Source organism: Demequina sp. NBRC 110055 (genome assembly GCF_002090135.1).
GTDB lineage: Bacteria > Actinomycetota > Actinomycetes > Actinomycetales > Demequinaceae > Demequina.
Genome location: NZ_BBRL01000004.1, coordinates 897,920 through 910,901, shown reverse-complemented (window position 1 = coordinate 910,901; position 12,982 = coordinate 897,920). Strand labels below are relative to the sequence as shown.

The 12,982-nt window shown below is 69.0% G+C and carries 14 protein-coding genes; 2 read left to right on the top strand and 12 right to left on the bottom strand.

Features of this window, described 5'->3' with window-relative positions; all coding sequences use genetic code 11:
• Positions 1-14: 14 nt before the first annotated feature.
• The 5 genes from rlmB to B7K24_RS04200 form a co-directional block, all read right to left on the bottom strand.
• Positions 15-965, bottom strand: a complete 951-nt coding sequence (rlmB, locus tag B7K24_RS04220; RefSeq protein ID WP_084128885.1) for a 23S rRNA (guanosine(2251)-2'-O)-methyltransferase RlmB — start codon at positions 963-965, stop codon at positions 15-17.
• A 180-nt stretch (positions 966-1,145) separates the two neighbouring features.
• Positions 1,146-2,561 carry a cysteine--tRNA ligase gene (cysS, locus tag B7K24_RS04215; RefSeq protein ID WP_084128884.1) on the bottom strand — a complete coding sequence of 472 codons (1,416 nt, stop codon included), beginning with the start codon at positions 2,559-2,561 and terminating at the stop codon, positions 1,146-1,148.
• A gap of 10 nt (positions 2,562-2,571) precedes the next feature.
• Positions 2,572-3,060: a 2-C-methyl-D-erythritol 2,4-cyclodiphosphate synthase gene (gene ispF / locus B7K24_RS04210; protein WP_084128883.1), complete on the bottom strand. Its 489-nt coding sequence runs from the start codon at positions 3,058-3,060 to the stop codon at positions 2,572-2,574.
• Positions 3,057-3,728 carry a 2-C-methyl-D-erythritol 4-phosphate cytidylyltransferase gene (locus B7K24_RS04205; RefSeq protein ID WP_144268117.1) on the bottom strand — a complete coding sequence of 224 codons (672 nt, stop codon included), beginning with the start codon at positions 3,726-3,728 and terminating at the stop codon, positions 3,057-3,059. Before B7K24_RS04205 ends, ispF begins: the two co-directional genes overlap by 4 nt.
• Positions 3,725-4,207, bottom strand: coding sequence for a CarD family transcriptional regulator (locus tag B7K24_RS04200; protein WP_084099629.1), 483 nt, complete (start codon positions 4,205-4,207; stop codon positions 3,725-3,727). Before B7K24_RS04200 ends, B7K24_RS04205 begins: the two co-directional genes overlap by 4 nt.
• A gap of 173 nt (positions 4,208-4,380) precedes the next feature.
• On the opposite strand from B7K24_RS04200, the gene B7K24_RS04195 reads away from it, so the two are divergent.
• Positions 4,381-4,851 (top strand): hypothetical protein, encoded by a 471-nt coding sequence (locus tag B7K24_RS04195; RefSeq protein ID WP_084128881.1) that lies wholly within the window; start codon positions 4,381-4,383, stop codon positions 4,849-4,851.
• 311 nt (positions 4,852-5,162) lie between these two features.
• On the opposite strand, the gene pstB is transcribed toward B7K24_RS04195, so the two are convergent.
• The 6 genes from pstB to B7K24_RS04165 form a co-directional block, all read right to left on the bottom strand.
• Entirely contained in the window at positions 5,163-5,942 is a 780-nt protein-coding gene (pstB, locus tag B7K24_RS04190) for a phosphate ABC transporter ATP-binding protein PstB (protein ID WP_084128880.1), read from the bottom strand.
• Positions 5,943-5,962: 20 nt separating this feature from the next.
• Positions 5,963-6,955, bottom strand: a complete 993-nt coding sequence (pstA, locus tag B7K24_RS04185; protein ID WP_084128879.1) for a phosphate ABC transporter permease PstA — start codon at positions 6,953-6,955, stop codon at positions 5,963-5,965.
• Complete coding sequence (gene pstC / locus B7K24_RS04180) at positions 6,955-7,953, bottom strand: phosphate ABC transporter permease subunit PstC (RefSeq protein ID WP_084128878.1); 999 nt, start codon at positions 7,951-7,953, stop codon at positions 6,955-6,957. Before pstC ends, pstA begins: the two co-directional genes overlap by 1 nt.
• Before the next feature lie 97 nt (positions 7,954-8,050).
• Complete coding sequence (gene pstS / locus B7K24_RS04175) at positions 8,051-9,208, bottom strand: phosphate ABC transporter substrate-binding protein PstS (RefSeq protein WP_084128877.1); 1,158 nt, start codon at positions 9,206-9,208, stop codon at positions 8,051-8,053.
• Positions 9,209-9,449: 241 nt separating this feature from the next.
• Positions 9,450-10,145 carry a response regulator transcription factor gene (locus B7K24_RS04170; protein ID WP_084128876.1) on the bottom strand — a complete coding sequence of 232 codons (696 nt, stop codon included), beginning with the start codon at positions 10,143-10,145 and terminating at the stop codon, positions 9,450-9,452.
• Positions 10,142-11,254 (bottom strand): cell wall metabolism sensor histidine kinase WalK, encoded by a 1,113-nt coding sequence (locus B7K24_RS04165; protein WP_144268116.1) that lies wholly within the window; start codon positions 11,252-11,254, stop codon positions 10,142-10,144. Before B7K24_RS04165 ends, B7K24_RS04170 begins: the two co-directional genes overlap by 4 nt.
• A 146-nt stretch (positions 11,255-11,400) precedes the next feature.
• Between B7K24_RS04165 and phoU the strand changes: the two genes are divergently transcribed.
• Positions 11,401-12,060 (top strand): phosphate signaling complex protein PhoU, encoded by a 660-nt coding sequence (phoU, locus tag B7K24_RS04160; protein ID WP_084128874.1) that lies wholly within the window; start codon positions 11,401-11,403, stop codon positions 12,058-12,060.
• 172 nt (positions 12,061-12,232) lie between these two features.
• Here phoU and B7K24_RS04155 read toward each other — a convergent pair whose 3' ends face one another.
• Positions 12,233-12,976 (bottom strand): phosphoglyceromutase, encoded by a 744-nt coding sequence (locus B7K24_RS04155; RefSeq protein WP_084128873.1) that lies wholly within the window; start codon positions 12,974-12,976, stop codon positions 12,233-12,235.
• Between the last annotated feature and the right edge of the window lie 6 nt (positions 12,977-12,982).

Sequence of the window (12,982 nt, the reverse complement as noted above, 5' to 3'; positions counted from 1 at the left end):
GGCCTGGCCGTGTCTCAGCCCAGCCGGCGCCCCGCCTCGTACAGCGCGATCGACGCGGCGACCGAGGCGTTGAGGCTCTCGACCTCGCCGATGGGGATCGACACGATCTGGTCGCACGTCTCGCGCACCAGGCGCGAGATGCCGTCACCCTCGGAGCCCACCACGATCACGAGGGGACCGTCGAGCAGCTGCGACTCGTGCAGGTCGACCTCTCCCCCGGCGTCCAGGCCGATGACGAAGCGGCCGGCCTTCTTATAGGCCTCGAGGGTGCGGGTGATATTGGTGGCGCGGGCCACGCGCAAGCGGGCCGCGGCACCGGCCGAGACCTTCCACGCGGCGACGGTCACGCCCGCGGCGCGGCGCTCGGGGATGACGATGCCGGCGGCGCCGAACGCCGCGGCAGAACGCATGATGGCGCCCAGATTGCGCGGATCCTGGATGCCGTCGAGCACCGCGATGGGACCGCGCTCGTCGAGGAAGTCCTCGGGGTCGGCGTACTCGTACGGCGGCACCTCGAGCGCGACGCCCTGGTGGGGGCTGCCGCCTGCCAGACCGTCGAGCGTGGCCTTGGCCACCTCGCGCACCGGCACGGAGTTCTCGACGGCGAGCGACACGATCTCGGTGACGCGGTCGTCGGCGTCGATGCGGTTGAACACCAGCAGCGTGGTCGCCGGAACGCCCATACGCAGCGCCTCGAGCACGCTGTTGCGACCGATCGCGAGCTCGTTCGAGGACGACGTGCGGTCGCGCGGCGTCACGCGGCCCTTGCCCTGGGGTCGCTTCGCGGCCTCCGCCTCGGCCTTCTTCTTCGCCTTGTAGGCCTTGTGGTTGGGCCGGTCTTCGGCCCTGGGGGTCGGCCCCTTGCCCTCGAGCGCCTTGCGCCCGTGCCCGCCGGTGCCGACGGTCGCGCCCTTCTTGGAGCCCGCGTTGCGAGTCGCGCCGCGGCGCTTCGAGTTACCTGCCATGGGGACAAGGGTAGTCGCCGAGGACAGGGCTTCGCTTGCACGGTCGGTTTGGCCCACACGTGTGACGCGTGTGACCTATGCGGCCGGTGGGACGGCCCCATGTGTCACGTCGCACCCCTGCGTCACATCCGTGGGCCAAACCGACGGGCGAGACGCGGGCCGGTTCGGCGCCCGGCGACGTTAGTCCTGGAGAGACCAGCGGGCGCCGTCGGCGCCGTCCTCGACCACAATGCCGGCCTCGGCCAGGCGGTCGCGGATCGCATCGGCCGTGCCCCAGTCCTTCGCCGCACGAGCTGCGGCGCGGGCCTGAATGTCGGCCTGCACCAGAGAATCCAGGGCGGTCATCGCGGAGTCCGCACCGGAATCGGCTGCGGCCCACGTCTCGCTCGCCGGGTCGAGACCCAGTGCGTCGAGCATGGCCCGCACCGACAGCAGCGACTCGGCAACCACGGCATCGTCACCGCCGGTGAGCGCGGCGTTGCCCGCACGCACCGTCTCATGCACGTGCGCGAGGGCACGAGGCACGGACAGGTCGTCGTCCATCGCCTCGACGAAGGGCTCGGGCAGCGTGGCCGCCCGCACCTCCGCGAGGGTCAGCGCGCCGACGCGGTCCGACGCGCGCGTGACGAAGCCCGCGAGGCGGTTCCACGTCGCAGTGGCGTCCTCCATGGTCTGCTCGGAGTACTCGAGCATGGAGCGGTAGTGCACCTGGGCCAGGGCCAGGCGGAGCGCCGCGGCCGGGTATCGCGACAGGACCTCGGACACCAGCAGGCCGTTGCCCAACGACTTCGACATCTTCGCGCCCGACTGGGTGACCCAGGCCGAGTGCATCCACAGTTGCGCGAAGTCGTAGCCCGCGCCGCGCGACTGGGCCTGCTCGTTCTCGTGGTGAGGGAAGCGCAGGTCAAGGCCGCCGCCGTGGATGTCGAACGCATCGCCGAGGAACCGGCGCGCCATCGCGGAGCACTCGATGTGCCAGCCGGGACGTCCGGGACCCCAGGGCGAGTCCCACGACGCCGTCTCGGGCTCCGTCGACTTGCGCGCCTTCCACAGGGCGAAGTCGCGCGGGTCGTGCTTGTCGTCGGCGGGCGCGTCGGGGGCGGGAGTGAGGTCGTCGAGCGCCTGGCGGGTCAGCGAGCCGTACTCCGAGAACGAGCGCACGTCGAAGTACACCGAGCCGCTCAGCTCGTAGGCGTGGCCGCGCTCGATGAGCCGCGCGACAAGCGCGATGATCTCGGGGATGTGGCCGGTGGCGCGGGGCTCGGCGGCGGGCGGCAGCACGCCCACGGCGGCATAGGCGGCCTGGAACTCGCGCTCGTAGGTCAGCGCCCACTGCCACCACGGCACGCCCGCCTCGGCGGCCTTCATCAGGGTCTTGTCGTCGATGTCGGTGACGTTGCGCACCATGGTCACCTGGTGCCCCGTGCGCTCGAGCCAGCGCTGCAGCACGTCGAACGCGACGGCGCTGCGCAGGTGACCCACGTGCGGGCTGCTCTGCACGGTCGGCCCACACAGGTAGATGCCGACCTTCCCGGGCTCAAGCGGCTCGAAGGCGCGCTCGGTACGGGTCGAGGTGTCGAACAGCGTCAGAGTCACGCGAGCCAGGCTACCGGTCCGATGCAGGGAAGACGAGTGCCGTTGCGATCGCGGCGATACCCTCGCCGCGGCCCGTCAGGCCCAGGCCGTCGGTCGTGGTCGCGGACACGCTGACGGTCGCATTGATGGCCGCTGCCATGGTCGCCTCCGCCTCGGCACGCCGTGGCGAGAGCTTGGGCCGATTGCCGAGGATCTGAACGGCGACGTTACCGATCTCAAAGCCCGCCTCGCGCACGCGCCGCGCCGTCTCCTCGAGGAGCGCGACGCCGGAGGCGCCAGCCCACTCGGGACGGTCGGTGCCGTAGTTGGAGCCCAGGTCACCCAGACCGGCGGCGCTCAGGAGCGCGTCGCACGCGGCGTGGGAGGCGCAGTCGCCGTCGGAGTGGCCGGTGAGCGGAGTCTCCCCGGGCCACGTGAGGCCCGCGAGGGCGAGCGTGCCGACGCCGGGCTCACCAAACGCGTGGACGTCGACGCCCTGGCCGATGCGGGGGATGGTCATGCACTCTCCTTGCGGCTGGTCGCGATGGCCGATGCCACGGCAAGGTCGCGCGGTCGGGTCACCTTGAGTCCGTCCTCATGCCCGCCGACGGCAACCACGCGATATCCGCATGCGCGCGCAAGGGTGGCGTCGTCCGTCGCTCCCGACTCGCCGCGGCGGTGCGCGTCCAGGATCGCGGCGGCGCGAAAGGTCTGAGGCGTCTGGACGGCGCGGACGGCCGTTCGGTCGACGGGATCGCCGAGGGCTCCGTTGGCGGCGGGGGCCGCCACGAGGGTGTCGACGACATCGACGACGGGAACGGCTCCGTCGGCGCCGGCCAGGACCGCGTCGACCGTGGCAAGCATGACGTCGGCGGTCTGGAACGCGCGCGCCGCATCGTGGATCAACACGATGTCATCGTCCGCGAGCCCCAAGGCACGAAGACCCGCGTGCACGGAATCCTGACGAGAATCCGCGCCGGCAACCACGGTCACCCCTGGTACGGACGCCCTGAACTGATCAAGGTGCGACGCGGGCGCGGTGACGACGACGGCATCGGCCACCTGAGAGATGGCGTCCACTGCCCAGGCGACCAAAGGCATGCCACCCACAGGCACGAGGGCCTTGGGGAGGTCGGCGCCCAGTCGGGTACCAGAGCCGGCGGCCGTAACGACCGCCGCGATGGTCACGAGGCGAGGACCTCGTCCAGGCGCTTCTCCGCCGTCTCCTCGTCGCACTTCTCGGCAAGCGCGAGTTCGCTGACGAGGATCTGGCGCGCCTTGTGCAGCATGCGCTTCTCGCCGGCGGACAGGCCCTTGTCGGTGTCGCGACGCGACAGGTCGCGCACGACCTCGGCCACGCGGATGACGTCACCGGAAGCGAGCTTCTCGACGTTGGCCTTGTAGCGACGCGACCAGTTGGTGGGCTCCTCGATGTAGGGCTCACGCAGCACGTCGAAGACCTTCTCGAGGCCTTCCTTGTCGACGACATCGCGGACGCCGACCAGGTCGACGTTCTCCGCGGGAACCTCGATGGTGAGGTCTCCCTGCGCCACCTTCAGCTTGAGGTACGTCTTCTCCTCGCCCCGAATGATGCGCTTCTTGATGTCCTGGATCTGCGCCGCACCGTGGTGCGGGTAGACGACGGTCTCGCCGACGGCAAAGTTCATGGTGCAGTGTGCCCCTTCGTAGAGATCCATAGTCTAACATTCCGCCCCTGTGAATAACAGGGGCGTCATTCGGGGTAGGGCCTTCGCGCGCGCGTGCGCACACGCGGGAACTGAGGCGCGCCGCACCCGCGCGGGCCAGTATCCTTGTCGCAGTCTCCCCGGAAGGAACCGCAGTGAAGCTCACCGTCCCCGCCCGACTCGCCGCCGCGTCGCTGGCCGCCGTCGCGCTCGCCGGATGCTCCTACGTGAACCCCATCACGACCCACAAGAACTACTCCGCCTCCGACGGCACGCAGCTGGTGGTGGGTGACGTCTCCGCGCTGAACCTCATCGTGCTGACCGAGGAGGTGGACGCGCCCGCGACGCTGATCGGCACGCTGATCAACGACTCGGCCGAGGACGTCGACCTTGACATCTCGATCGACGGCCAGAACACCACCAACCTGACGGTGCCTGCGGGCGAATCGGTCAAGCTGGGCCCGGCCGACGGTGACACGGAGGTCTCCGGCGTCGCCGTGGCCGCTCCCGGCCTGATCGCGAACGTCGCCTTCGCCGCCGACACCGTCGACGTGCACGCCGTCGAGGTCCCCGTCATGGACGGCACCCTGCCCGAGTACGCGGATCTGGTCGCCGAGATCGGCTAACCACTCATCCGCACAGCCGCGGCCCCGCTGCCCGTGAGGGGAGCGGGGCCGCGGCACTTTCGGGCAGGGCGGCACCCGGCGCCGTGGGACGCGTCGCCCCGACGCCCGCACATCGGTGTGGCCCACAGGTGGGACGGATGTGACACATGAGGCTCAGGATGGGTTCACACCCGCCCCCTGGGCACCACCCGTCACAACTGTGGGCCAAACCGATCGGGGGGGGTGGGAAGCACACGGGGCGGAGGCGACCGGGCGGAAACGCCAAAGGGCGCCGGTGCCGTAGCACCGACGCCCTCAGCGACAGCGACGGATCAACCGAAGCGGCCCGAAATGTAGTCCTCGGTGGCCTTCTCGGACGGGGTCGAGAACATGACGGGCGTCTCGTTCATCTCGATGAGCTTGCCGGGCTTGCCGGTGCCGGCGATGTTGAAGAACGCGGTGCGGTCGGACACACGCGCGGCCTGCTGCATGTTGTGAGTCACGATGACGATCGTGTACTGGTCCTTCAGCTCGGCCATGAGGTCCTCGATGGCGAGCGTGGAGATGGGGTCGAGCGCCGAGCAGGGCTCGTCCATGAGTAGCACGTCGGGCTTGATGGCGATCGCGCGGGCGATGCACAGGCGCTGCTGCTGGCCACCCGAGAGCGACGAGCCGGGACGGTCCAGGCGGTCCTTGACCTCGTTCCAGAGGTTGGCGCCGCGCAGCGACTCCTCGACGAGGTCGTCGGCGTCGGAGCGTGACACGCGCTTGTTGTTGAGGCGGTAGCCGGCCAGCACGTTCTCCGCGATCGACATCGTGGGGAACGGGTTGGGGCGCTGGAAGACCATGCCCACGTGGCGGCGCACGGTGACGGGGTCCACGTTGTCGCCGTAGAGGTTGACGCCGTCGATAAGCACCTCGCCCTCGACGCGGGCGCCGGGGATGACCTCGTGCATGCGGTTGAGCGTGCGAAGGAAGGTCGACTTGCCGCAACCGGACGGGCCGATGAATGCGGTGATGGACTTGGGTTCGATCGACAGGGAGACGTCCTCGACCGCGAGGAACTCGCCGTAGTAGACGTTGAGGTTGTTGATGTCGATGCGCTTGGACACTGCTGGCTCCGGTTCTGGCCCTAGCGGCCGGACTTGGGGGAGAAGAACTTGGCGATGAGTCGGGCGACGAGGTTCAGCGCCATGACGATGAGGATGAGGACGAGTGCGGCGGCCCAGGCACGGTACTCGGGGATCTGGGCGATGCACGCGGCGTCGTCGGGGCTACAGGGGATCGCTCCGGCCTCGTACTCCGAGATGATGTAGACGGGCAGGCTCATCATGCGGCCGTCGAAGAGGTTCCAGTTGAGCGAGTCCGCGACACCCACCGCCACCAGCAGGGGCGCCGTCTCGCCGACCACACGCGCGATGGCGAGCGTGATACCCGTGGTGATACCCGCGATGGACGTGCGCAGCACGACCTTGAGCACGGTCAGCCACTTGGGCACGCCCAGCGCATAGGAGGCCTCGCGCAGCTCATTGGGCACCAGGCGCAGCATCTCCTCGCTGGAGCGCACCACGACGGGGATCATCAGCACGCTCAGCGCGATCGCGCCGACGATGCCCAGCTTGGTGCCCGGCCCGACCAGGATCGCGAACAGGGCGTAGGCGAACAGACCGGCCACGATGGACGGGATACCGGTCATCACGTCCACGAAGAACGTGATGGCCTTCTGCAGCCAACCCTTGCCATATTCGACGAGGTAGATCGCGGTCAGCAGGCCCACGGGCACGGAGATGACGGTCGCGGCGAGCGTCATCATCAGCGTGCCGACGATGGCGTGGCTGATGCCGCCGTACGGGGCGTCGCCGCCGAAGATGCCGCGCATGGTCTGGTTGAGGAACTCGAGGTTGAAGCCGCCGTCGCGGCCCGCGGCATCCGAGATCATGAAGCGATCGATGCCCTTGATGAGCACCGTCGCGAGCAGCCAGATCAGCGGGATGACGGCGAGGATGAACGCCCCATAGATGAGGCCGGTCATCATCGCGTTCTTGGTGCGCCGCGAAGAGGAAATCTCGCCGAAGGCCGGTGCGCCGGTGCGGCGGGCGGGGGCGGTGGTCTGGGTGGTGGCCATCAGTTCGCTCCCGAGAAGTCCTTGCGGCGGGAGACAATCCACCGCGCGAGCATGTTGACCAGCAGCGTGATCACGAACAGCGCCAGACCCATGGCGATGAGCGAGTTCACGCCCATCGAGTTCGCCTCGGGGAACTGCAGCGCGATGTACGCGGCAATGGTGTTGTGCTGGTTGGGCTGCAACACGGCGGCCGAGAAGGTCAGTCCGGGGCTGATGATCATCAGCACGGCCATGGTCTCGCCGAGCGCGCGTCCGAGGCCCAGCATGGTCGCGCCGATCATGCCGGAGCGGCCGAAGGGGAACACGGCCATCTTGATCATTTCCCAACGGGTGGCGCCCATGGCGAGGGCGGCCTCCTCGTGCAGCGTGGGGGTCTGCAGGAACACCTCGCGCGACACGGCGGTGATGATCGGCAGGATCATGATGGCGAGGACGATGCCGGCGCTCATGGCGACGCGGCCGGTGAAGATCTCGCCGGACTCCGGCGGCGCGAAGATCGGAATGAAACCCAGGTAGTCCGCGAGGAACTGATAGAAGGGCTGCATGAAGGGCACGAGCACCGCAACGCCCCACAGGCCGTAGACCACGGAGGGCACGGCCGCGAGCAGGTCGATCATGTAGCCCAGGCCCTGCGCCAGGCGGCGCGGCGCGTAGTGCGAGATGAACAGCGCGATGCCGATCGCGACGGGCGTCGCGATCAGCAGGGCGATGACCGAAATCACCAACGTGCCGAAGATCAGGTAGCCGATGATCTCCATCAGCGACTGACCCTGATCGGGCTTGATGAAGGAGACGGTCTCGCCCAACTCCTCGGACCCCATCGCAATCGCGGGCCAGGCCTCGGCAAGGAGGAACGTGGCGACGGCGGCCAGGGTGATGAGGATCAGGGCGCCGGCACCGGTGGACAGCCACCGGAAGACGCGGTTAGCGGCGGCTCCCGGGTGGGTGCCGTAGTCGCTCTCGGTGGGCGCCTCAGGCGAGGAGGTGCTCTGTGTCACGCGCGGATCTCCCTCAGGGTGAGCGTCGTGGTGGTGGACATGCAGTGGTGGGCCCACCCTAGCCGGGTGGGCCCACCGCTGTGAGGACCCTGAAGGATCAGGCGTTCGCCGCGATGCCGTCGAGGATCTCGGTGATCTGCGCCGAGAGCTCGTCGGTCAGCGGGGCGATGCCGGCCGCGTCGGCGGCAGCGGCCTGGCCCTCGGGCGAGGCGACGTACTTCTCGAACCCGGTGACGAGCGCACGCTCGTTCTCGTCGTCGTACTGCGAGCAGACGATGTGGTACGAGACCAGGGTCAGCGGGTAGGCCGACGAGTCGGTCGTGGTGCGGTCGATCGCGTAAGCCAGGTCGTTCTCACCATTGGCCTCGTCCGACAGGGGCGACGCGGCGACGATGTTCGCGGCGGCCTCGGCGGAGAAGGGCACGTACTCCTCGCCGACCTTGATGGCGACGGTGCCGAGCGAGCCGGCGCGCGAGGCGTCGGCGTAGCCGATCGAGCCGGGGGTCGCGGTCACATTCTCGACCAGGGCGGAGGTGCCGTCGGCACCCACACGCTGAGCGGAGGTCTCGGGGAACTCCTTCGAGGCCTCGTAGCCCCAGGCGCCGTCCGACGCCTGCTCGAGGTAGTCGGTGAAGTTCTCCGAGGTGCCGGACGAGTCGGAGCGGTGCACCACGGTGATGGTGGTGTCGGGCAGCTCGACGTCGGGGTTCTGGTCGGCGATGGCCGGGTCGTTCCAGGTGGTGACGACGCCGTCGAAGATCTGCGCGATGGTCGCGGCGTCGAGGTTCAGCGAGGTGACGCCCTCGACGTTGAAGATGACCGCGACGGGCGAGATGTACATGGGCAGGTGGTACGCGCCACCGTCACCGTCGCAACGCTCGACGGCCTGCTCGTACTCGCCGGCCTCGAGGAGACCGTCCGAGCCGGCGAAGGGCACGGCGCCCGAGAGGAACTGCTCGATGCCACCGCCGGAGCCGACGGGGTCGTAGCCGACGGTGACGTCGGGGTACATGTTCTGGAAGCCGGCGCGCCAGGCGTCCATGCCGGACTCCTGCGACGAGGCGCCGGCGCCCTGCAGGTTGCCGGAGAGCTCAGCGGTGGCCTCGGCGGTCTCGCTGCCCTCAGCGGCGGCGGACTGGGTGGCCTCGGGGGCCTCGGACTCGGTGGTGGCCTCATTCGAGGGCGAGCAGGCGGCGAGCGCGAACGTCAGCGCGGCGGCCGAGATGACGGCGCCACTACGGAATGCGATCTTCACAGTGGGGTTCCTCACATGGATGGGAAGTCTGCTGGTGGTCCGGCTTCCTGCCGGACGAGTCCAACGTAGGGACGCTAGGTAACGCCACGAAGGGCCCTAACTGAAGTTCCGGTGAACGTTCGGTAAACGCGGCGGCCCTCGCCGAGCGCCGTGGCCGTTTCTTGAGGTAGAGACGGCCGATGCCGTGGTGGGGTGTCGTACGAAACCCCGCCACGGCATCGGCCGACTGTCGTAGGAAAAATCACGCCTCGAAGGTGTAGCCCACCCCGCGGACGGTCTGGATCAGACGCGGGTGCGAGGGGTCCTCCTCGATGCGGCCGCGCAGGCGCTTGATGTGGACGTCAAGGGTCTTGGTGTCGCCGAAGTAGTCGGCGCCCCACACGCGGTCGATGATGACCTGGCGCGGCAACACGCGGCCGGCGTTCTGGGCCAGCAGGTGCAGCAGCGAGAACTCCTTGGGCGGCAGCGACTGGGTGCCGTCCCCGCGCACCACGGTGAGGCGCTCGGGGTCGAGGGTGAGCCCGGCGATGGTGAGGCGCTCGGGCTCGTCGGGGAAGTCGGTGGCGCCCGCGCCCTGGCGGCGCAGCACGGCGCGAATGCGGGCGACCAGCTCGCGCGCGGAGTACGGCTTGGTGACGTAGTCGTCCGCGCCCAGCTCGAGGCCGATGATCTTGTCGACCTGATCGTCCTTCGCCGTCACCATGATGATCGGCACGTTCGAGCGCTCACGGATCTCGCGGAACACCTCGGTGCCCGACATGCGCGGCAGCATGAGGTCGAGCAGCACCACATCGGCGCCATCGCGCGTGAACGCCTCCACGCCCTGCAGGCCGTCCGCGGCCAAGATGACCTCGAAGCCCTCGCGTCGTAGCAGGTACTTCAGTGAATCGCGGTAGGACTCCTCGTCCTCCACGACGAGGATGCGGGCCTCGCTCATTGCTCCTCCTGATGGGCGGTAAGGCGAATGGTGAAGGTCGAACCGACTCCCGGCTTCGACCACACGTCGACGGTTCCCGAGTGCTGCAGGACGACGTGCTTGACGATGGACAGGCCCAGGCCGGTGCCGCCGGTACTGCGCGAACGGGCGGCGTCGACCCGGTAGAAGCGTTCGAAGATGCGGTCCTGATCGGCCCTCTCGATGCCGATGCCCGCGTCGATGACCTTGAGCACGGCGGCGCCGGCCTCGGTCTCGAGCGAGACGGTGACGTTCGCGGAGTCGTCGGAGTAACTGATCGCGTTGTCGACGAGGTTGCGCACGGCCATCACCAGCAGGTCGTGGTCCCCCATGACCAGGGGGCGGGTGCGGATGTCGGCGACGAGGTTCACGTGCTTGGACTCCGCGTGCATCTCGGCGCCCTCGCACACCTCCTCGATGACGCCCGCGAGCGACAGCTCGTGGTGGTCGACCACGGACTCGCCGCCCTGCAGGCGCGAGATCTCGATGATCTCCTGGATGAGCTTGGTGAGCCGGCGCGACTCCTTGCGGATCTTCTTCGCGAAGCTGCGCACCATCTCGGAGTCGTCCGGGTTGTCCTCGATGGTCTCTGCCAGGAGCGACAGCGCCCCCACGGGCGTCTTCAGCTCGTGCGAGACGTTGACGGCGAACTCGCGCCTGGTGAGCTCGGCGGCATGGCGCTCGGTGTCGTCGTTGGCGACCGCGAGCGCGAGGTCGTCCGACAGCGGCGTGACGCGCACGTGCACCACGGAGTCCACCCCGAGCACGCCGCGGCTGACGACGATGTCGTCCTCGCGTTCGGCATCGGCCGCCCAGGCGATCTCAGCGAGGTCGGCGACCCCCGGGTGAAGCGCGCCGTCGGGCCGGGTGACCCCGAGCGCGCTGGCCGGCGTGTTCGAGAAGGCCGCGCGGCGGTCGCGGCGCACCAAGATGGCGCCCGAGTGCAGCGCGGCGAGCACCTCGCGGGTGCGGTGAGGGACGAGGGTGTTGGCCTGGGCCCGCTTCCTCTCGGCACGCCACCGGGTAAACGCGAGGAAGCCGGCACCGAGGAGTGCGCCGGCCACCAGGGCCAGCCAAGTCTCGGTGGTCATGTGGTCACAGTAACGAGCGGATGACGAGTTCACCCAACGTTTCCCGTTCGTCACCTGATGTTCACCGAGGGGCCTGGGAGAACCTTTCATCCGCCCACACGGCAGTGACACACTAGGGGGCGGACTGAAGCCCCATAAGGAGAGTCATGCGCACGCTGTTCAACGCCGAGATGTCGGACCTCGCCGGCGATCTCATCACCATGAGCCGCCACGTCGAGTCCGCGATTACGCGGGCCTCCGAGGCGCTGCTCACTCAGAATGTCGAGCTGGCCCAGGCGGTCATCGCCGACGACGTGAAGCTCGACGAGCTTGAGCGCAACGTCGACGAGCGTTGCGTGCTGCTCATCGCCCAGCAGCAGCCGGTGGGCCTCGATCTGCGCACGATCATCTCGTCGCTGCGCATCTCCGCCTCCCTCGAGCGCATGGGCGACCTCGCCCAGCACATCGCCGAGGCCGCCCGCCGCGCCTTCCCCGACAGCGCGGTGCCCGCCGGTCACGCCGAGATCTTCGCGGGCATGACGGAGGCCGCGAAGAAGGCCGCCAACGAGCTGGTCGCTCTGCTCGAGCAGCGCGACCTCAACACCGCCGCCGGCATCGTCTCCGACGACGACACGCTCGACGCCCTGCACTCCGAGTCCTACAAGACGCTGCTGGCCGAGGGCTACACGGGCTCCGTCCAGGAGACCCTCGACATCGCGCTGCTCGCACGCTTCTTCGAGCGCTTCGGCGACCACGCCGTCGCCGTGTCCCGCCAGATCGTCTACTTGGTCACGGGCGACCACTCCGGCTCGCGCGCCGTCTTCTAGGCCGCTTGCTGCTTACTGCGGCGTCAGCCCCGGGCCGTGTGGTCCGGGGCTGATGTGCATCTGGGGGCGGGTGGCGCCCGGACACAGCAACGGGGCCCCCTCCCGAAGGTGAGGGCCCCGCGCTCCCCCGGCCGGCAATGAGAGGCCGACCGGTCCGTTCAGTGACGGCTGGTTACTTCTTGCCCTGGTTCGCGACGGCCTGGATAGCGGCCGCGGCGGCGTCGGCGTCCAGGTAGCGACCACCGGCGGTCACGGGCTTGAGGGTCTCCTCGTCCAGCTCGTAGACCAGCGGGATGCCGGTGGGCACGTTCACGCCCACGATGTCGTCATCCGCGATCCCGTCGAGGTGCTTGATGATCGCGCGCAGCGAGTTGCCGTGCGCGGCGACCAGCACGGTCTTGCCCGCCTTGAGGTCCGGCACCACGTCCGACTCCCAGTACGGCAGCGCACGCTCGAGGACGTCCTTGAGGCACTCGGTCTTGGGGGTCGGCTCACCGGCGTAGCGGGGGTCGCCCTCCTGCGAGTACTGGTTGCCGGCGCTGATCTCCGGCGGCGGCACGTCGTACGAGCGACGCCAGGTCATGAACTGCTCCTCGCCGAACTGCTCGAGGGTCTCGGCCTTGTTCTTGCCCTGCAGGTCGCCATAGTGACGCTCGTTGAGGCGCCAGTTGCGCTTCACCGGGATCCAGTGGCGGTCGGCGGCGTCGAGCGCGAGGTTCGCGGTCATGATCGCGCGGCGCAGCAGCGACGTGTGGACCACGTCGGGGAGGAAGCCCTCCTCCTTCAGCAGCTCGCCGCCGCGCTTGGCCTCGCCCCAGCCCTTCTCGTTGAGCTCGACGTCCACCCAGCCGGTGAACAGGTTCTTCGAGTTCCAGTCGCTCTCGCCGTGGCGGAGCAGGATCAGTGTGTAGGTCATGGTTTC